The 25,034-nt window shown below is 71.8% G+C and carries 24 protein-coding genes, 3 tRNA genes and 2 pseudogenes; 6 read left to right on the forward strand and 23 right to left on the reverse strand.

Features of this window, described 5'->3' with window-relative positions; all coding sequences use genetic code 11:
• Nucleotides 1–67: 67 nt before the first annotated feature.
• Nucleotides 68–1,087, forward strand: coding sequence for an adenosine deaminase (locus tag QUY26_RS15560; RefSeq protein ID WP_289947014.1), 1,020 nt, complete (start codon nucleotides 68–70; stop codon nucleotides 1,085–1,087).
• A gap of 98 nt (nucleotides 1,088–1,185) precedes the next feature.
• Here the strand turns inward: QUY26_RS15560 and QUY26_RS15565 are convergent, their stop codons facing one another.
• The 8 genes and pseudogenes from QUY26_RS15565 to QUY26_RS15600 all read right to left on the reverse strand — a co-directional run bounded on the left by QUY26_RS15565 (nucleotide 1,186) and on the right by QUY26_RS15600 (nucleotide 6,193).
• Nucleotides 1,186–2,241: a UDP-N-acetylmuramate dehydrogenase gene (locus QUY26_RS15565; RefSeq protein ID WP_436840337.1), complete on the reverse strand. Its 1,056-nt coding sequence runs from the start codon at nucleotides 2,239–2,241 to the stop codon at nucleotides 1,186–1,188.
• Between the two features lie 150 nt (nucleotides 2,242–2,391).
• Nucleotides 2,392–3,826 (reverse strand): annotated as a pseudogene (locus QUY26_RS15570) (DHA2 family efflux MFS transporter permease subunit).
• A gap of 119 nt (nucleotides 3,827–3,945) precedes the next feature.
• The gene (locus tag QUY26_RS15575) at nucleotides 3,946–4,518 is read right to left on the reverse strand and encodes a TetR/AcrR family transcriptional regulator (protein ID WP_289947016.1); all 573 of its coding nucleotides are present in this window, start codon (nucleotides 4,516–4,518) and stop codon (nucleotides 3,946–3,948) included.
• A gap of 205 nt (nucleotides 4,519–4,723) precedes the next feature.
• A complete protein-coding gene (locus QUY26_RS15580) occupies nucleotides 4,724–5,152 on the reverse strand; it encodes a MaoC family dehydratase (protein ID WP_289947017.1) in 429 nt (142 codons plus the stop codon).
• Between the two features lie 2 nt (nucleotides 5,153–5,154).
• A complete protein-coding gene (locus QUY26_RS15585) occupies nucleotides 5,155–5,607 on the reverse strand; it encodes a MaoC family dehydratase N-terminal domain-containing protein (protein ID WP_289947018.1) in 453 nt (150 codons plus the stop codon).
• 137 nt (nucleotides 5,608–5,744) lie between these two features.
• Nucleotides 5,745–5,909, reverse strand: coding sequence for a 50S ribosomal protein L33 (gene rpmG / locus QUY26_RS15590; protein ID WP_003956487.1), 165 nt, complete (start codon nucleotides 5,907–5,909; stop codon nucleotides 5,745–5,747).
• Nucleotides 5,910–5,997: 88 nt separating this feature from the next.
• A tRNA-Met gene (locus QUY26_RS15595) sits at nucleotides 5,998–6,070 on the reverse strand.
• Between the two features lie 50 nt (nucleotides 6,071–6,120).
• A tRNA-Thr gene (locus QUY26_RS15600) sits at nucleotides 6,121–6,193 on the reverse strand.
• Nucleotides 6,194–6,495: 302 nt separating this feature from the next.
• Between QUY26_RS15600 and QUY26_RS15605 the strand changes: the two genes are divergently transcribed.
• Together QUY26_RS15605 and QUY26_RS15610 are read left to right on the forward strand one after the other, a co-directional pair.
• Nucleotides 6,496–7,797 (forward strand): amidohydrolase family protein, encoded by a 1,302-nt coding sequence (locus QUY26_RS15605; RefSeq protein ID WP_289947048.1) that lies wholly within the window; start codon nucleotides 6,496–6,498, stop codon nucleotides 7,795–7,797.
• Nucleotides 7,798–7,968: 171 nt separating this feature from the next.
• A complete protein-coding gene (locus QUY26_RS15610; RefSeq protein WP_289947050.1) occupies nucleotides 7,969–8,625 on the forward strand; it encodes an SDR family oxidoreductase in 657 nt (218 codons plus the stop codon).
• A 65-nt stretch (nucleotides 8,626–8,690) separates the two neighbouring features.
• Here the strand turns inward: QUY26_RS15610 and QUY26_RS15615 are convergent, their stop codons facing one another.
• The gene (locus tag QUY26_RS15615) at nucleotides 8,691–8,915 is read right to left on the reverse strand and encodes a hypothetical protein (protein WP_289947052.1); all 225 of its coding nucleotides are present in this window, start codon (nucleotides 8,913–8,915) and stop codon (nucleotides 8,691–8,693) included.
• A gap of 148 nt (nucleotides 8,916–9,063) precedes the next feature.
• Nucleotides 9,064–9,145 (reverse strand) — tRNA-Tyr (locus QUY26_RS15620).
• A 200-nt stretch (nucleotides 9,146–9,345) separates the two neighbouring features.
• On the opposite strand from QUY26_RS15620, the gene QUY26_RS15625 reads away from it, so the two are divergent.
• Nucleotides 9,346–9,834, forward strand: coding sequence for a YajQ family cyclic di-GMP-binding protein (locus QUY26_RS15625; protein ID WP_030359047.1), 489 nt, complete (start codon nucleotides 9,346–9,348; stop codon nucleotides 9,832–9,834).
• A 110-nt stretch (nucleotides 9,835–9,944) separates the two neighbouring features.
• Here the strand turns inward: QUY26_RS15625 and QUY26_RS15630 are convergent, their stop codons facing one another.
• The 13 genes and pseudogenes from QUY26_RS15630 to QUY26_RS15690 form a co-directional block, all read right to left on the reverse strand.
• Nucleotides 9,945–10,211 (reverse strand): GlsB/YeaQ/YmgE family stress response membrane protein, encoded by a 267-nt coding sequence (locus QUY26_RS15630; RefSeq protein ID WP_289947057.1) that lies wholly within the window; start codon nucleotides 10,209–10,211, stop codon nucleotides 9,945–9,947.
• A gap of 271 nt (nucleotides 10,212–10,482) precedes the next feature.
• Nucleotides 10,483–10,863: pseudogene (locus QUY26_RS15635) on the reverse strand (YccF domain-containing protein); the annotation flags it as partial.
• Nucleotides 10,860–11,723 carry a zinc metalloprotease HtpX gene (htpX, locus tag QUY26_RS15640; RefSeq protein ID WP_289947060.1) on the reverse strand — a complete coding sequence of 288 codons (864 nt, stop codon included), beginning with the start codon at nucleotides 11,721–11,723 and terminating at the stop codon, nucleotides 10,860–10,862. The pseudogene QUY26_RS15635 and the gene htpX, both read right to left, overlap by 4 nt.
• 218 nt (nucleotides 11,724–11,941) lie before the next feature.
• A complete protein-coding gene (locus QUY26_RS15645; protein WP_289947063.1) occupies nucleotides 11,942–13,489 on the reverse strand; it encodes an NADH-quinone oxidoreductase subunit N in 1,548 nt (515 codons plus the stop codon).
• The gene (locus QUY26_RS15650; protein WP_289947065.1) at nucleotides 13,486–15,117 is read right to left on the reverse strand and encodes an NADH-quinone oxidoreductase subunit M; all 1,632 of its coding nucleotides are present in this window, start codon (nucleotides 15,115–15,117) and stop codon (nucleotides 13,486–13,488) included. The genes QUY26_RS15645 and QUY26_RS15650 overlap by 4 nt, the downstream gene beginning before the upstream one ends.
• A 6-nt stretch (nucleotides 15,118–15,123) precedes the next feature.
• The gene (locus QUY26_RS15655; RefSeq protein WP_289947066.1) at nucleotides 15,124–17,118 is read right to left on the reverse strand and encodes an NADH-quinone oxidoreductase subunit 5 family protein; all 1,995 of its coding nucleotides are present in this window, start codon (nucleotides 17,116–17,118) and stop codon (nucleotides 15,124–15,126) included.
• Entirely contained in the window at nucleotides 17,115–17,525 is a 411-nt protein-coding gene (gene nuoK, locus QUY26_RS15660) for an NADH-quinone oxidoreductase subunit NuoK (protein ID WP_289947067.1), read from the reverse strand. Before nuoK ends, QUY26_RS15655 begins: the two co-directional genes overlap by 4 nt.
• Nucleotides 17,525–18,157, reverse strand: coding sequence for an NADH-quinone oxidoreductase subunit J family protein (locus QUY26_RS15665; protein WP_289947069.1), 633 nt, complete (start codon nucleotides 18,155–18,157; stop codon nucleotides 17,525–17,527). Before QUY26_RS15665 ends, nuoK begins: the two co-directional genes overlap by 1 nt.
• Nucleotides 18,154–18,780, reverse strand: a complete 627-nt coding sequence (locus tag QUY26_RS15670) for a NuoI/complex I 23 kDa subunit family protein (protein WP_289947071.1) — start codon at nucleotides 18,778–18,780, stop codon at nucleotides 18,154–18,156. Before QUY26_RS15670 ends, QUY26_RS15665 begins: the two co-directional genes overlap by 4 nt.
• Nucleotides 18,780–19,748, reverse strand: a complete 969-nt coding sequence (locus QUY26_RS15675) for a complex I subunit 1/NuoH family protein (protein WP_289947073.1) — start codon at nucleotides 19,746–19,748, stop codon at nucleotides 18,780–18,782. Before QUY26_RS15675 ends, QUY26_RS15670 begins: the two co-directional genes overlap by 1 nt.
• Nucleotides 19,745–20,794 carry an NADH-quinone oxidoreductase subunit C gene (locus QUY26_RS15680; RefSeq protein WP_289947075.1) on the reverse strand — a complete coding sequence of 350 codons (1,050 nt, stop codon included), beginning with the start codon at nucleotides 20,792–20,794 and terminating at the stop codon, nucleotides 19,745–19,747. Before QUY26_RS15680 ends, QUY26_RS15675 begins: the two co-directional genes overlap by 4 nt.
• The gene (locus QUY26_RS15685) at nucleotides 20,791–21,435 is read right to left on the reverse strand and encodes an NADH-quinone oxidoreductase subunit B (protein ID WP_289947076.1); all 645 of its coding nucleotides are present in this window, start codon (nucleotides 21,433–21,435) and stop codon (nucleotides 20,791–20,793) included. The genes QUY26_RS15680 and QUY26_RS15685 overlap by 4 nt, the downstream gene beginning before the upstream one ends.
• Nucleotides 21,426–21,827, reverse strand: coding sequence for an NADH-quinone oxidoreductase subunit A (locus QUY26_RS15690; protein ID WP_030359076.1), 402 nt, complete (start codon nucleotides 21,825–21,827; stop codon nucleotides 21,426–21,428). Before QUY26_RS15690 ends, QUY26_RS15685 begins: the two co-directional genes overlap by 10 nt.
• Before the next feature lie 260 nt (nucleotides 21,828–22,087).
• Here QUY26_RS15690 and QUY26_RS15695 point away from each other — a divergent pair, with 260 nt between their 5' ends.
• Together QUY26_RS15695 and QUY26_RS15700 are read left to right on the forward strand one after the other, a co-directional pair.
• On the forward strand, nucleotides 22,088–23,272 hold the full coding sequence (locus QUY26_RS15695; RefSeq protein WP_289947078.1) for a sensor histidine kinase: 1,185 nt from the start codon (nucleotides 22,088–22,090) through the stop codon (nucleotides 23,270–23,272).
• 186 nt (nucleotides 23,273–23,458) lie between these two features.
• Nucleotides 23,459–24,844 carry a sensor histidine kinase gene (locus QUY26_RS15700; protein WP_289947080.1) on the forward strand — a complete coding sequence of 462 codons (1,386 nt, stop codon included), beginning with the start codon at nucleotides 23,459–23,461 and terminating at the stop codon, nucleotides 24,842–24,844.
• The last annotated feature ends 190 nt before the right edge of the window (nucleotides 24,845–25,034 follow it).

Genomic DNA, 25,034 nt, shown 5'->3' on the forward strand with positions numbered 1-25,034 from the left:
TTCAGGCGCGTACCCCATGGGAAGAAGCGGCTACCGGGACGCGGGGTGCGTACGGCAAGATCCTGGAATGGAGCGCGTACGAGACGTAAGAGAGCTGCCGAAGGCCCATCTGCACCTGCACTTCACCGGGTCGATGCGGCCCTCGACGCTGCTTGAGCTCGCCGACAAGTACGGGGTCCATCTGCCGGAGGCCCTGACCGGCGGGACGCCGCCGAAGCTGCGGGCGACCGACGAGCGGGGCTGGTTCCGCTTCCAGCGGTTGTACGACATGGCGCGGTCCTGTCTGCGCGAGCCCGAGGACATCCAGCGCCTGGTGCGGGAAGCGGCCGAGGAGGACATCAGGGACGGGTCGGGGTGGCTGGAGATCCAGGTCGACCCGACGTCGTACGCGCCCCGGCTCGGCGGGCTCATCCCGGCCCTGGAGATCATCCTGGACGCCGTCGACACGGCCTCGCGCGAGACCGGGCTGGGGATGCGCGTCCTGGTCGCCGCGAACCGTATGAAGCACCCCTTGGACGCGCGCACGCTGGCCCGGCTCGCGGTGCGGTTCGCCGACCGCGGTGTCGTCGGCTTCGGGCTCTCCAACGACGAACGGCGCGGCATGGCGCGGGACTTCGACCGCGCCTTCCACATCGCGCGCGAGGGTGGCCTGCTCGCGGCCCCGCACGGCGGCGAGCTGACCGGACCCGCGTCGGTGCGGGACTGCCTCGACGACCTGCACGCACGGCGCATCGGGCACGGCGTGCGGGCGGCCGAGGACCCGCGGCTCCTGAAGCGGCTCGCGGAGCGGGGCGTGACCTGCGAGGTGTGCCCGGCGTCCAACGTGGCCCTCGGGGTGTACGAGAAGCCCGAGGACGTGCCCCTGCGGACGCTGTACGACGCCGGGGTGCCGATGGCGCTCGGCGCCGACGACCCGCTGCTCTTCGGCTCGCGCCTGGCCGCGCAGTACGAGATCGCGCGGCAGCACCACGGCTTCAGCGACGCCGAACTGGCCGATCTCGCGCGGCAGTCGGTGCGGGGGTCCGCGGCGCCCGCGGACGTGCAGGAGAAGCTGCTGGCCGGGATCGAGGAGTGGCTCGCGTCCTGAGGCGGCCCTGGAGGCTCCCTGAAGGGCCCCCTCCCAAGAGGTCTCCGGGGAGGGGCCCAGGGGAAGGGCCTCGGGGAGGGGCTTCGGGGAGGGGCTTCCTAGAGGCTGACGCCCACCGTCACCGGTTCGTTGACCAGCGTGATGCCGAAGGCGTCCCGGACGCCCGCGACGACCTCGCGGGCCAGGGCGAGCAGGTCCTCCGTGGTCGCGTCGCCGCGGTTGGTGAGGGCCAGGGTGTGCTTGGTGGAGATGCGGGCCGGGCCCTGGCCGTAGCCCTTGGTGAAGCCCGCCTTGTCGATGAGCCAGGCCGCGGAGGTCTTCACATGGCCGTCGCCCGCGGGGTACGCGGGCGGTGCGGTGTCCGGGCCGAGCCGCTCCGCCACGCGCGCGTGGAAGACGGCGAACTGCTCGTCCGTGAGGATCGGGTTGGTGAAGAACGACCCGGCCGACCAGCTGTCGTGGTCCTCGGGGTCGAGCACCATGCCTTTGCCCGCGCGCAGCTTCAGGACGGTCTCGCGGGCCACGGCGGCGGGCACCCGGTCCCCGGCCTCGACGCCGAGCGTGCGGGCCGTCTCCGGGTAGGCGATCGGGGCGCTCATCCCGCCGGCGTCCTCCAGCTGGAAGCGCACGCGCAGGACCACGAAGCGGTCGGGATCGGCCTTGAAACGGCTGTGCCGGTACGAGAAGTCGCAGTCCGCGTTCGCGATGGTGACCGTCTCGCGGCTCTTCCGGTCGTACGCGATCACTTCGGTGATCGTCGAGGAGACCTCCTGGCCGTACGCGCCCACATTCTGGATCGGCGTCGCGCCCGCGGAGCCGGGGATGCCGGCCAGGCACTCGATGCCCGCGAGGCCCGCGTCGACGGTGCGCGCCACCGCATCCGTCCAGACCTCACCGGCCGCGAGCTCCAGGCGGGTGCCGTCCAGGTCGAAGCCGGTGGTGGCGATGCGCAGGGCGGTGCCGTCGAAGCCCTTGTCGCCGATGACCAGGTTCGACCCGCCGCCGACGATCAGCAGCGGGGTCCCGGAGTCGTCGGCTTCGCGGACGGCGGAGATCACCTCGGCGTCGGTCGTCGCGGTGATCAGCCGGGCGGCGGGGCCACCGAGCCGGAAGGTGGTCAGCGGGGCGAGGGGGGCGTCGTGGAGTACCTGCACGCCCCCCAGGGTACGGGCGGCGCAGGCGTGCCCTGCGGCGTGCCCCCGGGACGCCCAAGCGCCGGACGGGGCTGCTGAAGCCCGTCCGGCGTTTGAGGAAGACCCGAAGGGCCGACGAGGGGGGCAGGAGCGGAGCCCCGTGAGGCCCCGTCACACGGACACGGGCACCCGCTCCTCGGCCGAGGGCACCTCGGCGACCACGGCGGCGCTCCCCCGCCGGGGAAGCAGGCCCGCGGCCACGGCGGCCAGGGCGACCACGCCGGAGCCCACCCACAGCGCGGGTTCGAGCCCGTCCACGAACGCCACCGGCGACTCGTACCCGCCCTGCGAGGTGAAGACGGAGGCCATCAAGGCGACACCGAGCGCCCCGCCCACCTCACGCAGCGCGTTGTTCGCGCCGGAGGCGATGCCCTGCTCGGACGGCCGGACGCTGGCCATGACCAGGCTGGCGGCCGGGGCGAAGAACAGGGCCATGCCGACGCCGCTGATGATCAGGGCGGGCAGCTGGGCGGCGTACGAGACGTCGGGCGACAGGACGACCGCGAACCAGCCGAGGCCGATGGCCTGGAGGGCGAGCCCGGCGGTGACGACCGGGCGGCCGCCGACGCGGTCGGAGAGGTAGCCCGCGATCGGCGCGACGATCATCGGCATGCCGGTCCAGGGCAGCAGCCGCAGCCCCGCCTCGGTCGGCGAGTACCCGAGCACTCCTTGGAGGAACTGGCTGAGCAGGAAGATCGAGCCGAACATGCCGACGAACATGAACAGGCTGGCCGCGTTGACGGCGGAGAACGCCCGGCTGCGGAAGAGCCGCATCGGCAGCATCGGGTTCGCGGCGCGGATGCCGTGGCGCACGAAGCCGGCGAGCAGCACGGCGCCTGCGATCAGGCCGGTCAGGACGGGGGGCGCTGGTCCAGCCGTCGAGGTTGCCGCGGATCAGGGCGTAGACGATGCCGAAGAGGCCGCCGCTGGCGAGCAGGGTGCCGGTGAAGTCGAGCGGGGCGCCGGTGCCGTACGACTCCGAGAGGCGCATCCGGGCGAGCGGCAGCAGGGCGAGGCCCAGCGGGACGTTCAGCCAGAAGATCCACTGCCAGGAGACGTGCTCGGTGAGCGCGCCCCCGATGAGCGGCCCGCTGGCGACCGCGAGGCCGTTGACGGCGCCCCAGATCCCGAACGCCATACCGCGCTTGGCCGCCGGTACGGCGGCCGTGAGCAGCGTCAGGGTGAGCGGCATCATGATCGCGGAGCCGACTCCCTGTATCGCGCGGGCGGCGATCAGTTCGTTGATGCCGGGCGCGAGGGCCGCCGCGGCGGAGGCTCCGGTGAAGATCGCGAGGCCGACGCCGAAGAGCTTGCGCCGCCCGAACCTGTCCCCCAGGGCCGCGCCGAACATCAGCAGCACGGCGAAGGTGAGGGTGTAGGCGCTCACCGTCCATTCGAGGTCCTCCATCCCGCCGCCCAGGTCCTTGCGGATGGAGGGCAGCGCGGTGGTGACGACGAGGTTGTCGAGGGCCGCCATGAATCCGGCGACGCTGGTGATGACGAGGGCCCAGACGGTTCCCCCGCGGGACCCTGCTTGCTGTGACATGTCTCCCCCGGACGGTGAGTGTCGGATGTAAGGTTAGTTATTGATGACTAACTTTCACGGGCGCAGCGAGGCGCGGACCTCGGACCACATCCACGTGACTGCTGGGGCCACTGCGGCCACTACGACCGCGTGGACTTCTCCTGGGGCTGGGCCGACAGGTAGAAGCCTTCCCAGACCCGGTGGTCGGCGGGGAACTTCAGCGCCGACAGGACGTTGACCAGCATCCCGTAGGCCATGAAAGTCGTCGTCTCGTTCGCGTCCGCCCCGAGCGGCAGATGTGCGGCCTGCCAGATCTCCATCCAGCCGGCGCGCACCATCTCGCCGAACTCGTGGTCCCCTGCGGCCTCGGCGGCCGCCACGGCGACGTACGTCTGGAGCTGCATCTGCAGCTTGTCGGGGTCGTCCGCGATGAGCTGCGAATACGCGACGGCCATGGCATGCAGGGCCTCCTCGCCGTGCAGCCCCTCGCTCGCTTTCTCGAAGACCTTGCGGGTGTCCTCCAGGCAGCGGGACGACGCCGCCAGGAAGATCGCCTTCTTGCTGGGGAAGAGCCGGAAGAGATAGGGCTGCGAGACTCCGACGCGCTTGGCGATCGCCTCGGTCGACGTCCCGTGATAGCCACCGCGGGCGAACTCGCTCATCGCCGCGCGGATGACGCTCTCGCGCCTCTCCTCTGCGCTCATCCTGACCATGCGGCTAAGTTAGTGCCCAATCACTAACCACGTCAAGAGGTGACCTCCGGGGACGAGCGAGGCGCGAGTGGGGGCATGACCAACGCGAATCGCGAGTGAGGCATGGGCAAGCGAATGAGGCAAGCGCAAGAAGCATGAGCAAGAGGCACGAGTAAGGGGCACCCGCCCTGGCGGGTGCCCCTTACTGCTGACCGGTGGCCGCCGCTCAGGCGAGCCGCACGACCGCGCGGGACATGCCGAGCACCTTCTGGTCGCCGCTCTTGGCGAGCAGGTCGACCCGCACCTGCCGGTCCTCGAGGAGCGCGGCGACCTTCGCGCTGACCTCGATCGTGGCGCCCTTGTCGTCGTTCGGGACCACGACGGGCTTGGTGAAGCGCACGCCGTACTCGACGACGGCGGCCGGGTCGCCCACCCAGTCCGTCACGACGCGGATGGCCTCGGCCATCGTGAACATGCCGTGCGCGATGACGTCGGGCAGCCCGACCTCGACCGCGAACTTCTCGTTCCAGTGGATGGGGTTGAAGTCGCCGGAGGCACCCGCGTACCGCACGAGTGTGGCGCGAGTCACCGGGAAGGTCTGGGCCGGGAGTTCGGTGCCGACCTCGACGTCGTCGTACGCGATCTTCGCCGTCATGGTCACGCCTCCTCTGCCGCGCGCGCGACGAGCTTGGTCCAGGCGGTCACGACGTGCTCCCCGGCCGCGTCGTGGACCTCGCCGCGGATGTCCAGGATGTCGTTGCCGGCGAGCGACTTGATGTTCTCGATGGTCGAGGTCACCGTGAGCCGGTCGCCGGCGTACACGGGACGCGTGTACGCGAACTTCTGGTCGCCGTGCACGACGCGGCTGTAGTCCAGCCCCAGCTGCGGGTCCTCGATGACCTGGCCCGCGGCCTTGAACGTGATCGCGAACACGAAGGTCGGCGGGGCCAGCACATCGGGGTGGCCGAGCGCCTTGGCGGCTTCCGGGTCGGCGTACGCGGGATTGGCGTCACCCACCGCGACCGCGAATTCGCGGATCTTCTCGCGTCCGACCTCATAGGGGTCGGTGGGCGGGTAGGACCGCCCCACGAAGGACTGGTCGAGCGCCATGGCTCGGCACCTCCTGGCAGCTGGTTTCTCGATGAGGATCAGGACGGGGTCGCCGCCGAGCGGCGAACCGGTTCGCCCGGAAACGAATCGAGGCCGCCCCCGAGTGATCGGGGGCGGCCTCGAGTACTAGCCTGTTTTTATCGCGTTTCGCGGTGCGCGGTGTGCGAGTTGCAACGCGGGCAGTGCTTCTTCATCTCCAGTCGGTCCGGGTTGTTACGCCGGTTCTTCTTGGTGATGTAGTTCCGCTCCTTGCACTCCACGCAGGCCAGCGTGATCTTCGGGCGGACGTCGGTGGCAGCCACGTGAGTGCTCCTTGACGGACGGATGGACGGATGAACGCATAAAAGAGTAGCCGATCGAAGGACCGACCCCACAATCGGCTACTGAGGGTAGCGGTGACCGGACTTGAACCGGTGACACAGCGATTATGAGCCGCTTGCTCTACCGACTGAGCTACACCGCTGCGATGCGCTTCGGCCCCTCGCCCGGAGGCGAGGAACCTTCACACATCAGAGCCCCAATGCGGAATCGAACCGCAGACCTTCTCCTTACCATGGAGACGCTCTACCGACTGAGCTATTGGGGCGAGCGATGAAGACATTACACGCTCGCCCGCCGATCGCCCAAATCCGTTTCGCCAGGGCCGTCCGGGGGCATGGCACCGGCCCGGAAAAGGCCGTCCCACCCGCCTCACCAGGGATCACCAGGCCCTCGCACCACAGCAGTACGACTATTGCGCTCCTCCGCGAAGCGGGCTCCCCGCCGTCCTAGGCTCGACCCGCGCTGCGTGATCTTGCGAGCCTCGACGCCGCCGTCCACGCGCGCCCTCGGGTCGCGTCCCGGCACGTCTCGAGCCGCCCGCAGCCGCCCCCGAACCCCAGGAGCGCGATGCCCGACAGCCAGCCGCAGCAGCCCTCTTCGTCCGACTCCCCCGGCCCTCGGGAGTCCGCCGCCCCCCTGCCCTCGACCGGGCCCTCCGCGCTACTGCTCTGCGGGGCGCGCCTGACGGACGGCAGGACCGTGGACGTACGTCTCAGCGAAGGCCGCATCGAGGCCGTCGGCACGGCGGGCAGTCTGGCCGCGCACGCGGGGCGAGTGGACCTGAGCGGCTACCTCCTGCTGCCCGCGGCGGCCGAGCCGCACGCGCACAGCGACACGGCCCTGAGCGCGCTCGCGGAGGGCCCGGCCCCCGGGGACGCCCAGGACGTGCAGCGGCGCGCCACGGAGGCGGCCCTGCTGCAGCTCGGGCACGGGGCGACGGCGCTGCGCTCGCATGTGCGGATCGGGGACGTCCAGGGCCTGGACGCGCTGCAGGCGGTGCTCCAGGCACGGCGTTCGCTGCGCGGTCTCGCCGACCTCTCCGTGGTGGCGGTGCCGCGGCTGCTGACCGGGGCGGCGGGCGCCGACGGGTTGGCGATGCTGCGGGACGCGGTGAAGACGGGCGCCTCCGTAGTGGGCGGTTGTCCCGATCTGGACCCCGATCCGACGGGGTACGCGGAAGCGGTCCTCGACCTCGCGGCGGAGCACGGCTGCGCGGTCGACCTGCATACGGACGGCGGGGATCCGGCCCGTCTCGCGCGGCTCGCGGCGGCGGCCGGAGGGCTGCGGCCGGGGGTGGCGATCGGGCCCTGCGGCGGCCTGGGGCGGCTGCCGTCCGACGTGGCGGCGCGGACCGCGGAGCGGCTGGCGGCGGCCGGGGTGACGGTGGTGTGCCTGCCGCAGGGCGACTGCGGCGGGGCGGGGGCCGCGCCCGCCGGGGTGGCGGACGGCGGGGCGGTCCCGGTGCGGCTGTTGCGGGCCGCCGGGGTGCGGGTCGCGGCGGGCAGCGGGGCGCTGCGGGACGTGGCGAACCCGGTGGGCCGCGGGGATCCGCTGGAGGCGGCGTACCTCCTCGCGTCCCGGCAGGGGCTGCGCCCCGAGGAGGCCTACGACGCGGTGAGTTCGGCGGCGCGGGCGGCGATGGGGCTGCCCGAGGTCCGGGTGGAGGCGGGGTTCCCGGCGGAACTGCTCGCGGTACGCGGCGACACACTCGCCGGAGCGCTGTCGCTGGCGTACAGCCGCATCGTGGTGCATCGGGGGCGCGTGGTGGCGCGGACCAGCGCGGTGCGGGAGTACTGCGACTCGGCGGTGGCGGTGGCGCTCGACCTGCCGCGGCAGGGGCGGGGGCAGGGGGGCGGCGTGGTCTCGTGAGGGGGCCGCGCTCGGTGCGCCCCTCCCGTGCGCCTGTGGTCGGCGCGCACGTCTCGGTGCGGCCCGCCTGCGCGCGGCCCGTACGCCGCCGGGGGGCGGGTCGTGCGGCATGTGGCCTGGTGCGGGACGTTCCGGCCGCGATCACGTGCGGGCTGCCGTACGGTCGGAAGCATGCGCATTGTCATCGCTGGAGGTCATGGTCAGATCGCGCTGCGGCTGGAGCGACTGCTCGCCGCGCGCGGTGACGAAGCCGCAGGGCTCATCCGCAACCCCGCGCACGAGGCGGACCTCAGGGACGCCGGCGCCGAACCGGTGCTGTGCGACCTGGAGTCGGCGTCCGTGGAGGAGGTCGCCCGGCACCTGGAGGGCGCGGACGCGGCGGTGTTCGCGGCGGGCGCGGGACCCGGCAGCGGGGCGGACCGCAAGAACACGGTGGACCGGGACGCCGCCGTCCTGTTCGCGGACGCCGCGGAGCGGGCCGGGGTCCGCCGGTACCTCGTGGTGTCGTCGATGGGCGCGGACCCCGACCACCCCGGCGACGAGATCTTCGACGCCTACCTGCGGGCCAAGGGCGAGGCCGACGCGAACGTACGGGGTCGTGCCGCGCTGGACTGGACCGTCCTGCGGCCCGGCATGCTGACGGACGACGCCGGGACGGGCCTCGTCCGCCTGGAGGCGTCGACGGGCCGGGGTCCGATCCCGCGTGACGACGTGGCGGCGGTGCTCGCGGAGCTCCTGGAGACCCCGGCGACGGCGGGGCTCACCCTTGAGGTCATCAGCGGCTCGACGCCGGTCTCGGTGGCGGTGAAGTCGGTCGCGGGCAACTGACACGCGGCGCTCTGCGCGCGGTGCTCTGCGCGCGGTGCTCGGCCCGGACAGCGCGGGCCGAGGCGTCAGAACAGCGGCAGCTGCCCCGGGAACTCCGGCACCACGTACCCGTCGAGCGCGGGCTGCGCGGCGCCGAGCTGCGCGTGCTGCCGGGACCCGGGGCACGAGACGAGGTCCCCGGCGCCGCGTGGCCCGGGCGGATCGTGGCGGGCGAACCTCCCGCCCACGACCGCGATTTCACGACGGCACACGGGGCAGTGTCTGCGACGGGACGAGCTGGGCGACGACATACGTCCCAGTGTGCCCACGTCGGCGCCGGACCTGCGGCAACCGGCCCCGGATCCCTCGTCGGACGGCCCCGGATCCACCGTCGGAACCAGAAAACGAAAAGACCCCCTCCGCTTGCGTTTCCGCAAGCCGGAGAGGGTCTCCTTCGTGTGGCGGCGCCAGGATTCGAACCTGGGAAGGCGAAGCCGGCAGATTTACAGTCTGCTCCCTTTGGCCGCTCGGGCACACCGCCAGGGATTGTCGCCGTGGGCCGCTCTGCGCGGTGCTCCGTGGCAACGACGTAAACGATACCTGATGACAGGGGGTGCTTCGCCACCCGATTGATCGGCACCCGGCGCGGCGGCAGTGGCTAGGCTTTACGGATGCGGTCGGCGCCTAGAAGGCCGTGTACCCGCTGAGTACGCAGACCCCCGATACAAGGAGCCACAGGACATGGCCGACTCCAGTTTCGACATCGTCTCGAAGGTCGAGCGGCAGGAGGTCGACAACGCCCTCAACCAGACGGGCAAGGAGATCTCGCAGCGCTACGACTTCAAGAACGTCGGTGCTTCGATCTCCTGGTCCGGCGAGAAGATCTTGATGGAGGCCAACTCGGAGGACCGGGTCAACGCGATCCTCGACGTCTTCCAGTCCAAGCTGATCAAGCGTGGCATCTCCCTGAAGGCACTGGACGCGGGCGAGCCGCAGCTGTCCGGCAAGGAGTACAAGATCTTCGCCACGATCCAGGAGGGCATCTCCCAGGAGAACGCGAAGAAGGTGGCGAAGATCATTCGCGATGAGGGCCCGAAGGGCGTCAAGGCTCAGGTCCAGGGCGAGGAGCTGCGCGTCAGCTCCAAGAGCCGGGACGACCTGCAGGCCGTGCAGGCGCTGCTGAAGGGCCAGGACTTCGACTTCGCGCTGCAGTTCGTGAACTACCGGTAGTTCGTGAACTCTCGCTAGTTCGTGGGCCGTTCGGCCCGCTGAAGTACGACGGAGGGCGGGCACCCGGATCGGGTGCCCGCCCTTGCTGCTGGCCGCAGTCTGTGCCGCCGTCAGCGGCGTGAGTGGCCGAAGAGGATGCGGTAGGCGATCAGGAGGACGAGGGAGCCGCCGATGGCCGCGACCCAGGTCGCGCCGTCGAAGAAGTGGTCGGCTACCGGGCGGTCCAGGAAGCGCGCGGAGATCCAGCCGCCCACGAAGGCTCCCGCGACGCCGATCAGTGTCGTGCCGATGAAGCCGCCCGGGTCACGGCCCGGGAGCAGGAGTTTGGCGGTGGCACCGGCGAGCAGCCCCAGAACGATCCAGCTGATGATGCCCATGAGTGACCTGCCTTTCCGTGCGGGTGGCTCTTCGTACCTTTTCGTGCGGTGTTGTCCTGGAGGACGCCGTGCGGGGCGCGCGCGGTTCCCGGGCGCCCCTCGGGTGCGGCGCAGGACACAGCGGTACGCAGAAGGGCCCTGGTCAGACGTCCCGCTTCCCGTACGGGTTCGCCGGGCCGGACGGCGGCTGGCCGGGCGGCAGGGGCCCGGGGGACAGAGGGCCGGCCGGGGACGGCCCCGCGGAGGCGGGGGCGCCGATCGGGCCGGCGGTGAACGGCTCGTCCGTGGGCACGATTTCGCGGCCCAGGGGCAGCAGCGAGATGGGGATCATCTTGAAGTTGGCGAGGCCCAGCGGGATGCCGATGATCGTGACGCAGAGCAGCAGGCCGGTGAAGATGTGGCCGAGGGCGAGCCACCAGCCCGCGAGGATCAGCCACAGGATGTTCCCGATCAGCGAGGGCGCGCCCGCGTCCGCGCGCTCGACCGCCTTGCGCCCGAAGGGCCACAGCGCGAACAGGCCGATGCGGAACGACGCCAGGCCGAACGGGATGCCGATGATCGTGATGCACAGCAGTACGCCCGCGAACAGGTAGAACAGGCACATCCACAGGCCGCACAGGATGAGCCAGATGACGTTCAGAACTGTCTTCACTGCTGACGACCTGCCATCTGCTCGAGTCGGGCGATGCGCTCCGCCATCGGCGGGTGGGTGGAGAACAGCTTCGACATGCCCTGGCCGGGCCGGAACGGGTTCGCAATCATCATATGGCTCGCCGTTTCGAGCCGGGGCTCCGGCGGAAGCGGCAACTGCTTCGTACCGGCGTCCAGTTTGCGCAGGGCGCTGGCCAGAGCCAGGGGGTCGCCGGTGAGTTGTGCGCCGGACGCGTCGGCCTCGTACTCCCTGGAACGGCTGATGGCGAGCTGGATGATGGACGCGGCGAGCGGGCCGAGCAGCATGATGAGCAGCATGCCGAAGATGCCGGGGCCGTTGTTGTCGTTGGAGCGCCCGATCGGAATCAGCCAGGCGAAGTTGACGAGAAACATGATGACGGAGGCGAGTGCCCCGGCGACCGAGGAGATCAGGATGTCGCGGTTGTAGACATGGCTCAGCTCGTGGCCGATGACGCCGCGCAGCTCGCGCGGGGTGAGGATGCGCAGGATGCCGTCCGTGCAGCAGACGGCGGCGTTGCGCGGGTTGCGGCCGGTCGCGAAGGCGTTCGGCGCCTCGGTCGGTGAGATGTAGAGCCGGGGCATGGGCTGGCGGGCCTGGGTGGAGAGCTCGCGCACCATGCGGTACAGCTCGGGGGCCTCGAACTCGCTCACCGGTCGTGCCCGCATCGCGCGCAGGGCCAGCTTGTCGCTGTTCCAGTACGCGTACGCGTTCGTGCCGACCGCCACGAAGAGCGCGACGATCAGGCCCATTCGCCCGAAGAAGCTGCCGATGACGAGGATGAGTGCGGACAGTCCCCCGAGGAGTACGGCGGTCTTCAGCCCGTTGGTCCGTCGGTGCACGGTACGCCCTCCTGGTGGTGCGCGGGGGAACCCTCTGCTTGCTGGTGCTTCCACTGTTCAGTGGACCCTCCCTTACTGGTCAACGCCAGGCGGAGGGTGCTAGTTCCCTTGTGCGCTCAGGAGCGGTGTGGGCCGCGCGGGTGACGGGGCGGTCCGGGCCGTGCTCGGCGGTCGGCAGGGGCCTGTCTCCCCCGTCACCTCATGCCGTACGTCCGGCTTCAGCGCACGCCGTGTTCCGCGAACTGGAGGACGAGCTGGGGTGCCCCGGAGAGGGCGACGCCGAGCACGGCGGTGACGGCGATGGCCGCGGTGAGGGGGGCCGGGATGTGGTGCTTGGCGGGCTCGCCCTCGGGGGCGCGGAACAGCAGCGCCGTCCACTGGAGGTAGTAGTAGAGCGCGATCACCACGTTGGCCGCCATGACGACGGCCAGCCAGCCCAGGCCCGCGTCGACCGCCGTGGAGAACACGGTGACCTTCGCGAAGAGGCCGATGATGCCCGGCGGCAGACCGGCCAGGCAGAGCAGGAAGAAGGCGAGGACCAGGGCCGACAGGGGACTCTTGGCGTACAGGCCCCGGTAGTCGCTGACACGGTTCAGCTTCTGGGTGCGGCCGACCAGGGCGGCGACGGCGAAGGCCCCCAGGTTCACGGCGGCGTACATCAGGGCGTACGCGACGGTGGCGCCGGTGGTCTCCAGGACGTCGGTGTGGCGGTCGGCGTACCCGGCTGCCGCGATCGGCACCAGGAGGTAGCCGGCCTGGCCGACCGAGGACCAGGCGAGCAGCCGGACCGCGCTGTACGCGCGCGTGGCCTGCTGCCGCAGGGCGGCGACGTTGCCGATGGTCATGGTGAGGGCCGCGAGCGCGGCGAGCGCGGGGCCCCAGACGTCGGCGTACTCCGGGAAGGCGACGACGGTGACGAGGATCAGGCCGGTGAAGCCGACGGCCTTGCCGACGACCGAGAGGTACGCGGCGACGGGCAACGGCGCGCCTACGTAGGTGTCGGGTACCCAGAAGTGGAAGGGGACGGCGGCCACCTTGAAGGCGAAGCCGACGAGGGTCAGGACGACACCGGCCTGCGCGAGCGTGTCCAGCTGTCCGTCGACGTTCCCGAGCTTCTCGCCGACCTCGGTGAGGTGCATGGTGCCCGTCGCGGCGTACACGAAGCTGACGCCGAGCAGGGTCACGGCGGTCGCGGTCACGGAGGACAGGAAGAACTTCAGGGCCGCCTCGGAGGAGCGCTTGTCGCCGCGCTTGAGGCCGACGAGGGCGAAGGCGGGCAGGGAGGCGACTTCCAGGGCGACGACGAGGGTCGCGAGGTCGCGGGAGGCGGGCAGCAGGGCCGCGCCCGCGGCCGAGGAGAGCAGCAGGAACCAGTACTCCCCTTCGGGGAGTTCCCTGTCGGCGTTCCGCGCGTCCTTGAGGGCGGTCATCGAGAGCAGGGCGGTGAGCAACGCGCCGCCGATGACGAGGAGCTGGATGACGAGGGTGAACTCGTCGACCGTGTAGCTGCAGGCGGTGGCCCGCGGCCCGCTGAGGCAGAAAGTGGAGCGGGCGGCGCGGTGCGAGTCGGTGAGGGGGAGCAGGAACAGGCCCGCCGCGACCAGGCCCGCGAGGGAGACCCAGCCGAGCAGGTGCTTGTTGCGCTCGCTCAGGAACAGGTCGGCGACGAGGACCGCGAGGCCGACGACCGCCACGATCGTGGGCGGCGCGACGGCCACCCAGTCGACGGACTGGATGAGGCTCGCGGTGGATTCGGCGGCGATCACGACTTGCCTCCTGCGAGGAGCTGCTGGACGGCCGGGTCGGTGAGGCCGAGGAGGGCCGCGGGCCAGAGGCCGGCGAGGACGGTGAGGGCGACGAGCGGGGTCCAGGCGGCGAACTCGTAGCCCTGGACGTCGGCGAGCCGCGGTGTCTCCTGGGTCGCCGACGCCGGGCCCATGCAGACGCGGCGTACGACGATGAGCATGTACGCGGCCGTGAGCAGGGTGCCGAACGCGGCGATCGCCATGAACGTGAGGAACGCGGGGCGGCTGAGGTCGTCGGCAGGGTCGAACGCGCCGAACAGGGCGAGCATCTCGCCCCAGAACCCGGCGAGTCCCGGGAGGCCGAGCGAGGCGACGGCGCCGAAGGCGAGCAGTCCGCCGAGGCGCGGCGCCTTGCCGTACAGGGCGGCGCCGGACTCCTTCGCGAGGGTGTCGAGGTCGCTCGTGCCCGTGCGGTCCTTGAGCGCGCCGACCAGGAAGAACAGCAGGCCGGTGATGAGGCCGTGGGCGATGTTGGCGAAGAGCGCGCCGTTCACGCCGGTCGGCGTCATGGTCGAGATGCCGAGGAGCACGAAGCCCATGTGGCCGACGGAGGAGTACGCGATGAGGCGCTTGAGGTCGCCCTTCGCGCCGGGCCGCGCCAGGGCCAGGCAGGCCAGCGATCCGTAGATGATCCCGACGACGGCGAACGCGGCGAGGTAGGGCGCGAACGTCTCCATCCCGTCGGGCGCGATCGGCAACAGGATCCGGACGAACCCGTACGTGCCCATCTTCAGCAGGACACCGGCCAGCAGGACCGAGCCGACGGTGGGCGCGGCGGTGTGGGCGTCGGGGAGCCAGCTGTGCAGCGGCCACATCGGCGTCTTGACCGCGAGCCCGATCCCGATCGCCAGAACGGCGATGACCTGCACGGACGTACTCAGCTGCCGGTCGTTGTCAGTGGCGAGTGCCACCATGTCGAATGTGCCCGCCCTCAGCCCGATGAGGAGGAGGCCGAGCAGCATGACGACGGAGCCGAGCAGCGTGTAGAGGATGAACTTCCAGGCGGCCTGTGTCCGCCCGTCCGTCTCCCGACCACCACCCCTCGACGAGGCGCTGCGCGCCGCCCCGTTGTCTCCGCCCCAGCGCGCGATGAGGAAGTACATCGGGATGAGGACCATCTCGAACGCGAGGAAGAACAGCAGCAGATCGAGGACGGCGAAGGTCGCGAGGGTGCCGGACTCGAGCACGAGGATCAGTGCCACGAATGCCTTGGGGGACGGCCCAGCAGGCATTTTGAAGTAGCTGTACAGCGCGCAGAGGAAGGTCAGGAGCGCGGTCAGGACCAGCAGGGGGAGGGAGATGCCGTCGATGCCGAGGTGGATGCGCACGTCGAGTGCGGGGATCCAGCTGATGTCCGTCGTGGCCTGCATCTTCGACGGGTGGTCGTGGTCGAAGCCGAGCGCGAGGGCGATCGCGGCGAGCAGGATCACGCCGGTCACGGTCACGCCGTGGCGCAGCACGGCCTGGTCGGGGGACTTCCCCTTCAGCCCGGGCGGGGCCGGGAGGAGAGCGGCCACGGCGCCGATGAGCGGGCCGACGACGATCAACGCGAGAAGGAACTGCATCACTGACTCACTGATACCGATCACGGCTGCTCACGCTCCGGCGGTGGCGACGAGGACGGCGGCGACCGCCAGGACGACGGTGCCCGCGAGCAGCGCGCTCAGATAGGTCTGCACGTTGCCGGTCTGCGCGCGGCGGACGGCCGCGCCGAGCCAGCGGGGTGCGGTGCCCGCGCCGCGTACGTACGTGTCGACGACCTCGCGGTCGAGGAAGCGGACGAGGCGGGCGCCGGCCTGGACGGGGCGGACGAACAGGGCCGCGTAGAGGGCGTCGAGGTGGAAGCCGACGGCGGCGTGGCGGTGCAGCGGGCCGAGCAGGAGGCGGCCCGGGTCCGCCGGGTCGGGGGCGGAGGCCACATCCCCGTACGCGGGCGCGTGGCTGGCGATGGCCTCGGCCTCGACCTGGCCCGCGTCGGCGTCGGGGTGGGCGGCGACCGCGCCGATCGGGACGCGGGTGGCGAGCGCGGTGGTGTGCCGCCACGCGCCGTACGTGACCAGGGCGCCGACGAGGGCGACGCCCGTGCCGAGGACGGAGGTGGTGAGCGTCGGGGCGAGCTCGTGGCCGTCGAACCAGTCCGGGAGGACGCCGACGGTCACGCCGAAGGCGAGTGACGGGACGGCGAGGACCCACAGGACGGAGGTCATGGCCACGGGCTGCCTGCCGTGGTCGGGGGCGTCCGCTCCCCTGCCGTGGAAGGCGAGCAGCCACAGTCGGGTCGCGTACGCGGCGGTGAGGAGGGCCGCGGTCAGGCCCGCGACGAGGACGATCCAGCCCGCCGCGGCGGGGGCGGAGTCGGCGTGGCCGGTGGCCGTGTGCTCGGCGGCGCCGAGGACGGCCTCCTTGGAGAAGAAGCCGCTGAAGGGCGGGATCGCGGCGAGCGCGAGGAGCGCCACGGTCATCGTCCAGTAGGCGTCGGGGACGCGGTCGCGCAGGCCCTTCATGCGGGACATCGCGGCGAGGGAGTTGGTGCCCGCGGCGTGGATGATCACGCCGGCGGCGAGGAACAGGAGCGCCTTGAAGGCGCCGTGCGACAGGAGGTGGAAGACGGCGGCACCGCGGTCGCCGACGGCGAGGGCGCCGGTCATGTAGCCGAGCTGACCGATCGTCGAGTACGCGAGGACGCGCTTGATGTCGTCCTGGGCGAGCGCGGCGAGGGCCGAGCCGGCCATGGTCACGGCGGCCATGACGGCGAGGACGACCAGGGCCGCGGCCGAGGCGGCGAAGACCGGGAGGAGCCGGGCGACGAAGTAGACACCGGCGGCGACCATCGTCGCGGCGTGGATGAGCGCGGAGACGGGGGTCGGGCCCGCCATCGCGTCGGGCAGCCAGGTGTGCAGCGGGAACTGCGCGGACTTGCCCGCCACGCCCGCGAGGAGCAGCAGCGCGATGAGGGTGGGGTGGTCGAGGCCGCCCTGCGCGACGGTGGCCAGGATCCGCGTGATCCGGAACGAGCCCGCGTCGACGGCGAGGGCGAACAGGCCGATCAGGAAGGGGACGTCGCCGAGCTTGGTGACCAGGAAGGCCTTCAGGGAGGCGGCGCGCGCCTCGGGGGTCTCCCAGTAGTGGCCGACCAGGAAGTACGAGCAGATGCCCATGATCTCCCAGCCGACCAGGAGCACCATCAGGTCGCCGGAGTAGACGACGAGCAGCATCGCGGAGGTGAAGAGGGAGACGAGGGCGGCGTACGAGGGGTAGCGGGGGTCGTCGCGCAGGTAGGCCGTCGAGTAGATCTGCACGCAGGAGGCGACGACGCCCACGAGGATGGCGACCAGGGCCGCGAAGCCGTCGATGTGCAGGGCGAGGTCGATGGGGACCGAGCCGGTGGGGGTGAGCTGGGTGGCCGCGTCCACGGCCGCGTCGCCGCCCTGGCGCACGGCCACGACCGCGGCGAGCCCGAGCGACGTCAGGGCGGGCAGCACCGCGAGCGGGCGGACGAGGCCGGGGACCGTGCGGCCGAGCAGCAGCCCGGCGGCGGCGCCGAGGAACGGCAGGAGGGGGACGAGGACGGCGAGGGTGGTCGTGGTCACGCGGTGGCCTCAGCCTTCTGCGACGCCCCGGGGGCGGGCTCGTCGGTTTCCTCGGCGGCGGCGCCCTCCGGGTCGGAGCCGCCGTCGTCGCCGGGGCGCTCGGCGGTGTCGCGGAGGTCGTCGACGGCGGAGGTGCCGCGGTTGCGGTAGACCGCGAGGACGATCGCGAGGCCGATGCCGATCTCGGCGGCGGCGATGGCGATGGTGAACAGGGTCAGGGCCTGGCCGGCGTGGAGGGTGTCGCGCAGCCAGACGTCGAAGGCGACCAGGTTGAGGTTGACGGCGTTGAGCATCAGCTCGACGGACATCAGGACCAGGATCGCGTTGCGGCGGGCGAGGACGCCGTACAGGCCGACGCAGAACAGGAGGACGGCGAGGACGGCGGGATAGGCGAGGTGGAGGTGCATCAGCGGTTGTCCCCCTGCTCCTGCTGCTCCTGGGCGTGCTCCTGGGCGTGTTCCTCGCCCTGCTCCTGGGCCGCTTTCTTGCGGGACAGGACGATCGCGCCGACGAGGGCGGCGAGGAGGAGGACGGAGAGGGCCTCGAAGGGCAGTACCCAGTACCGGAAGAGGACGGAGCCGGTCACGTCGGTGGAGCCCTGGGCGGCGCCGTCCAGGTCGATCACCGTCGTGCGGAAGGCGTCCACGACGACCCAGACCAGGGCGCCGGCGGCGACGAGGGCCACGGCGAGGGCGACGGGACGGTTGCCCGAGTCGGCGTCCGGGGAGCGGCCGATGGGCGCCTTGGTGAGCATCAGGCCGAAGAGGAGGAGGACGACGACGGAGCCGACGTAGATGAGGACCTGGACCCAGGCGATGAACTCGGCGGTCAGGAGGAGGTACTCGACGGCGATGCCGCCGAGCGCCACCACCAGCCACAGGGCCGCGTGCACCAGCTGCCTGGTCGTGACGGTGATGACCGCCGCGCCCAGGGTGACGAGGCCGACCAGGAGGAAGGCGATCTCGACGCCGGTCGGGGACAGGAAGCCGTGGGTCTCGGCGGCCTTCGCCGCCGTCGTGGAGGCTGCTGCGAACGTCACGCGTCCCCCTCCGGTCCGGGCTCGGACGTGTTCTGGGCGGCGGCCGGCTTGTCGGCTTGGACGGCCGGCTTGTCGGCCTCGGCGGCCAGCTTCTCGGCGGCCTTGCGGGCGGCGGCGATCTCCTTCGGCTCCTCGGCGGCCGGGTCGAGCGCGGGCGGGGCGGGGACGGTCCACATCCACTCGCGGAGCTTGTCGCGCTCGTGGGTGAGTTCGTGGATGTCGGTCTCGGCGTACTCGAACTCCGGGGACCAGAACAGCGCGTCGAAGGGACACACCTCGATGCAGATGCCGCAGTACATGCAGAGGGAGAAGTCGATGGCGAAGCGGTCGAGGACGTTGCGGCTGCGCTCGCGGCCGCCGGGGGCCGCCGCCGGGACCGTCTCCTTGTGGGAGTCGATGTAGATGCACCAGTCCGGGCACTCACGGGCGCACAGCATGCAGACCGTGCAGTTCTCCTCGAACAGGCCGATGACGCCGCGGGTACGGGGCGGCAGTTCGGGCTGCACTTCGGGGTACTGCTCGGTGACGGTCTTCTTCGTCATGGTGCGAAGGGTGACGGCGAGGCCCTTGGCGAGGCCCGACCCGGGGATCCGGGGCCGGGCGGGCGGGGTCTGTGCAGCCATCAGTTGATCGCCACCTTCACGATTCCGGTGAGCGCGATCTGCGCGAGGGCGAGCGGGACGAGGAGGACCCAGGCGAGCTTCTGGAGCTGGTCCTCACGGAGGCGGGGGTAGGTGACGCGCAGCCAGATCACGACGAACGCGAGGACGGCGGTCTTCAGGAGCGTCCACACCCAGCCGAGCCCGTCGGCGCCCCACGGGCCGTGCCAGCCGCCCAGGAACAGGACGGTGGTCAGGCCGCACAGGACGACGATCCCGGCGTACTCGGCGAGCAGGAAGAGGGCGAAGCGCAGGCCCGTGTACTCGGTGTACGCGCCGAAGATGATCTCGGAGTCGGCGACCGGCATGTCGAAGGGCGGGCGCTGGAGTTCGGCGAGCCCGGCGACGAAGAAGACGATCGCGCCGACGATCTGCCAGGGCAGCCACCACCACTCGAAGGCGTCCACGATGCCGGGCAGCGAGACCGTGCCCGCGGCCATGGCCACGGACGCGGCGGCGAGCAGCATCGGCAGCTCGTACGCGAGGAGCTGGGCCGCGGTGCGCAGGCCGCCGAGGAGGGAGAACTTGTTGGCCGACGCCCAGCCCGCCATCAGGGAGCCGAGGACACCGACGCCCATGACGGCCAGCACGAAGAAGACGCCCGCGTCGATGACCTGCCCGACGGCGCCCTCACCGGGGCCGATCGGGATGGCGAGCAGCACGAGCAGATACGGCAGCAGGGCCACGGCCGGGGCGAGCTGGAAGACCCGGCGGTCGGCGTCGGCCGGGACGACGTCTTCCTTCTGGGCGAACTTGACGCCGTCGGCGACGAGTTGGGCCCAGCCGTGGAAGCCGCCCGCGTACATGGGGCCGAGGCGGCCCTGCATGTGGGCCATGACCTTGTGTTCGGTCTGCCCGATGATCAGGGGGAACGTCAGGAAGACGACGAAGACGACGAGGAGTCGCAGCGTGACGTCGAGGGCGTCGTTCACTGCGGGCCTCCTGGGCGGTTGTCAGGGTCTTCGGGCTCGGCAGGGGTGACGGGCTCGGCAGGGGTGACGGGCTCGGCGGGGGCGTCGGGCTCGGTCGGAGCCGCCGCCGCTTCCGCAGCCTTCGTTTTCGGCGCCCTCGCCGTCTCCGGTTCGGTCTCGTCGAAGGCCGGGCGGGCGTGGTGCCAGGGGGCCTCGTCCTTCGCCTTCGGGGGCTCCGCGGCTTCCGTGGCCGGGGTTGCCGAAGCAGCCGGGGTCACCGGAGCCGCAGCCTCCCCCGTGGGAGCCGCCCCCTCCCCCCGCTGCGAAGCCGACCCCTGCGACACGCTGCGTGACCGCCGTGCCGGAGTCGGAGCCGCCTCCGTCTGGCTGGCGGACCCCTCGCCCGCGGTCCGCGTGCGCCGGGCCGGGCGCTCGCCCGCGGCCCGCCCCGCGCCGCCCGCGGCCCGGCCCGCCCCGCGTGCGGGCCGTGCGGGAGCGGCCGGAAGCTGCCCCTTCAGCGGGCCCCACTCGTTGGGATCGGGCACGCCCGGCGGCAGCATCTGGCGCCGCTTGGGCCCACCGTGGTCGGATTCCCCCGGCTCCTTCGCCCCGGGCCAGGCCTTCGCGACCCGGGCCGCCAGCACGAAGTCCTTGCGCAGCGGGTGGCCCTCGAAGCCCTCGGGCAGCAGCAGCGGTACGAGATGGGGGTGGCCCTCGAAGCCGACGCCGAACATCTCGTGGGTCTCGCGCTCGTGCCAGGCCGCGCCCGCGTAGACGTCGACGGCGGTCGGCAGGGCGGGCGCCGCGTGCGGCACGGTCGTGCGGACGAGCAGCCGCCGCACCGGGGACAGGGCGACGACGTGGGCGGACACGCGGAACCCGGTGCCCGGTTCGTCGACGGCGCTGAGCCAGTCGAAGTAGGTGCAGCCGAGTTCGTCGCGGGCGGTGCGCAGGGCGTCGAGCCAGGAGGCCGCGGGCACGTCCACCGTCAGGACCTCGTACGCCTCCTCGGCGGTCGCCTCCGCGCCGAACAGCTCCTCGACGGGAGCGGGCAGCCAGCCGGTCATTCGGCGTCCACCCCCGAGGCACCCGGCGCACCCTGCGCGCTCTGCGCACCCGGCGCGGGCGGCGCGACCAGGCCGCTCCGCAGCGCGGCCGTCGACGGCCGCGCCCCGTTCGCCCCGTAGCGCTCGCCGAGCGACTCGCGGGCGATCTTCTCCTGGAGCTTGAGGATGCCCTGGAGCAGCGCCTCCGGGCGCGGCGGGCACCCGGGGACGTACACGTCGACGGGGATGATCTGATCGACGCCCTTGGTGACGGAGTACGAGTCCCAGTACGGGCCGCCGCAGTTGGAGCAGGCGCCGAAGGAGATGACGTACTTGGGCTCGGGCATCTGCTCGTACAGACGCTTCACCGCGGGCGCCATCTTGTCGGTGACCGTGCCGGAGACGACCATCAGGTCGGCCTGGCGCGGTCCTGGCGCGAACGGGATCACGCCGAGGCGGATGAAGTCGTGCCGGGCCATGGACGCCGCGATGAACTCGATGGCGCAACAGGCGAGGCCGAAGTTGAAGACCCACAGGCTGTAGCGGCGGCCCCAGTTGAGGACCACCTTCATCGGCTCGGGGGCGAGGCGGGACAGGACGCCAAGCCGCTTGGGCTCCGGGAGGAGCACGGGCTCCGCCGCGGGCTCCTGGTTCACGTCCATGTCAGGACGCCCTTCTTGTATGCGTACAGCAGGCCCACGGCCAGGAAGCCGAGGAAGATGAACATCTCGACGAGGGTCGCGGCGCCGTATCCGGGCGCGGCGAAGACCGTCGCCCATGGGAAGAGGAAGATCGAGTCGACGGCGAAGATGACGTAGAGGAACGCGTAGACGTAGTAGCGGACCTGGGTGTGGGCCCAGCCGTCGCCGACCGGGTCGACGCCGCATTCGTAGGTGAGCAGTTTCTCCGGGGTCGGTACGACCGGCCGCAGGAGGCGGCCCGCCCCGAAGGCCACGGCGACGAACAGCACGCCCACCACGGCGAGCAGCCCGACGACGGAGTACGACTCGAAGTAGCTCGCCGCGACGTCCGTGCGGTGCGTCGTCACTGGCACCTCAGCCCCTCACTCCCGAAACTCACGCGGGTATCGCTCACGTCTCGCCCGTGACTCGCCGATGCGCCGTCACACCGGTGCCACGGAGCGGCTTGCCGTCACGTCCGTTCGACGATCTGTACGCACGGGAGTCTAGGGCCTGCTAAAGAGGAGGTAAGCAGACCGTCACGGCCAAGCATGGGCGGGGTGGGGTTAACCACAGTGCGATCCGGCGGCCCCCCTCATGGCGCGAGCGCGGCGAGCCGGGCACCCTTTGCGGTATGACCGCAAGCACCACGTCCTCGGAAGCTCCACCGCAGGGCCCGCCACCTGCCCGTTTCGCCTATGACGTGCACACCTGGAAGGAGATCGCGCATCTCCTGACGAACCTGCCGATCGGCATCGCCGGCTTCGTGTACGTGGTGGCGGCGCTGGGCATCGGCGGCGCGCTGTCGGTGACGGTGATCGGCCTGCCGCTGCTCGCGTTCGCGCTGTTCGGCGCGCGGCTGCTCGGCAAGGCGGAGCGCTGGCGGGCGCGGCTGCTTCTCGGTGTCCGGATCGAGGAGCCGAGCCCGATGCCGTCGCCGTCGCGGCGTGGCGGCAGCTTCCTCACCTGGCTCTGGTCCACCTTCAAGGACCCGGTGGGCTGGCGGACGATGCTGTACTGCTTCATCCGGCTGCCGTGGGCCCTGGTGACGTTCACCGTGATGTCCGTCGGGGTGTTCGTGCTGTGGCCGGTGCTTCCGTTCATCGCGCGGCTGCTCGCCAACGCCGACCGGGCGATGGTGCGGGGCCTGCTGTCGCGCTCCGACGAGCTGGAGCGGCGCATCGCCGAACTGGAGTCGGACCGGGGGGTCGTGGTGGACACCGCCGCGGCCGACCTGCGGCGCATCGAGCGCGATCTGCACGACGGCGCGCAGGCGCGGCTCGTGGCGCTCGCGATGGGGCTCGGCCTCGCCAAGGAGAAGCTCCTGGAGGACCCGGAAGCGGCGGCGGCGATGGTCGGCGAGGCGCACGGCGAGGTGAAGCTGGCTCTCCAGGAGCTGCGGGACCTGGCGCGCGGCATCCACCCGGCCGTCCTCACCGACCGCGGCCTGGACGCCGCACTCTCGTCGGTCGCCTCCCGGTGCACGGTGCCGGTGAAGGTGACGGCCGACCTGCCGACGCGCCCGGCGGCCGCGATCGAGGGCATCGCGTACTTCACCGTCTCCGAACTCCTGCAGAACGTGAGCAAGCACAGCGGGGCGCGGTCGGCGAGCGTGGAGGTCTGGCGCTCCGACCAGCGCCTGCTGATACAGGTGTGGGACGACGGCCGAGGCGGCGCAAGCCTGGACGGCGGCAGCGGCATGGCGGGCCTCGCGGACCGGCTCGGCGCGGTGGACGGCCTGTTCGTCATCGACTCGCCCACGGGCGGGCCGACGACGATCACGGCGGAGCTGCCGTGGCGGGACCGGAGCGAGGACTGAGGGCCCGCACGGGGCTCTCACTGGTGCTGCGTGCCCCCTCGGGGTAGGGAAAACCCCCCGTCCAAGACGCCGACCGACTCCATGGTCGCGACCGGGCTCCGGCGCGCACTCTGGTGGTACGACAAGGGGAAGCCCTCGCGGAGCAGGCAAGAACCCGCGCGGGGCCGAGCAGAACGGATGACACCGATGGCCACGGATTACGGACAGGGGTACGGACACGTCATGGAAGCCGACGTCGAGGACCACCGCGGCCACGGCAGCCACCGGGGCGGCGGGCGCGGCGAGGGCCGGCTGGGCCGGCTCCCGGTCGCCCTGCGCGCGCCGCTCGAAGGACGCACCTGGCGTGAGCTCCTGTACGTGCTCCTCTCGTTCCCCATCAGCATCGTCGGTTTCGTCTTCGCGGTGACGATGCTGTCGGTCGGCGTGGGACTCCTGATCACCTTCGTCGGCATCCCGATCCTCGCCCTGGGGCTCACGGCCTGCCGCGGCTTCGGCTTCCTGGAGCGGGTCCGGGCCCGGACGCTGCTCGGCGTGGACGTGAAGGACCCGCATCCGCTCCAGCCCCGGGACAAGGGCGTCATGGCGTGGATGGGAGCCGTGCTCAAGAGCGGCGTCTCCTGGCGGCACGTGCTGTACGCGCTGGTCCACATGCCGTGGGCGATCTTCTCGTTCGTCGTGACGGCGGTCTTCTGGACGTACGGCTGGGCGATGCTCACGTATCCGCTGTGGTTCTGGCTGTTCCCGGTCTACGGGGGGCAGGACGGGATCCAGCTCTACGGCGACGACGGTCACCGGATATACCTGGACAACCCCTTTGAAATCGGCCTCACCGCCGGTACGGGTCTCCTCGTCACGCTGGCCACGCCCTGGATCGTGCGCGCCCTGACCACCGTCGACCGACTGCTCGTCCTCGGCCTCCTCGGCCCCTCGCGCCTGGTGTCACGTGTCGTCGAGCTGGAGTCGGACCGTGGGGTCGTCGTGGACACCGCCGCGGCGGACCTGCGGCGCATCGAGCGGGACCTGCACGACGGGGCGCAGGCGCGGCTCGTCGCCCTCGCCATGGACCTGGGCCTCGCCAAGGAGAAGCTGGCCGAGGACCCCGAGGCGGCGGCGCGGATGGTGGACGAGGCGCACGGCGAGGTGAAGGTCGCCCTCCAGGAGCTGCGGGACCTAGCCCGGGGGATCCACCCGGCCGTCCTCACCGACCGGGGCCTCGACGCCGCGCTCTCCGCGCTGGCCGCGCGGTGCACCGTGCCGGTGGAGGTCGAGGTGGACCTGGCCGCGCGGCCCGCCGCCGCGATCGAGGGGATCGCCTACTTCACCGTGTCCGAGCTGCTGCAGAACATCAGCAAGCACAGTGGGGCGGGGCGGGCCTCTGTGGACGTGTGGAAGGTCGAGGACCGGCTGATGCTGCAGGTCAGTGACGACGGGCGGGGCGGGGCCGATGTGTCGGCCGGGTCCGGGCTCGCGGGGCTTGCCGAGCGGCTGGACGCGGTGGACGGGATTCTGGTGGTCGAGTCGCCCGTGGGCGGGCCGACGGTGGTCACGGCTGAGCTGCCCTGGCGGGGCTGAGGCGGGCCGGCGGGGCCGAGGCCTCGCGGGGGCGCCCCAGTCCCACCCCTTCTCCGATCCCGGGGCTCTGCCCCTGGACCCCGGGGGCGGGTCGTCCCCTTCGGGTGGGACGGCCCGCCCCCGAACGACGCTCCGCGCCTCGTTCTCGAACGCCGGACGGGCCGGACGGGCCGGACGCCGGACGGGCTGA

This window comes from Streptomyces flavofungini (assembly GCF_030388665.1).
In the GTDB taxonomy this organism is placed as follows: domain Bacteria; phylum Actinomycetota; class Actinomycetes; order Streptomycetales; family Streptomycetaceae; genus Streptomyces; species Streptomyces flavofungini_A.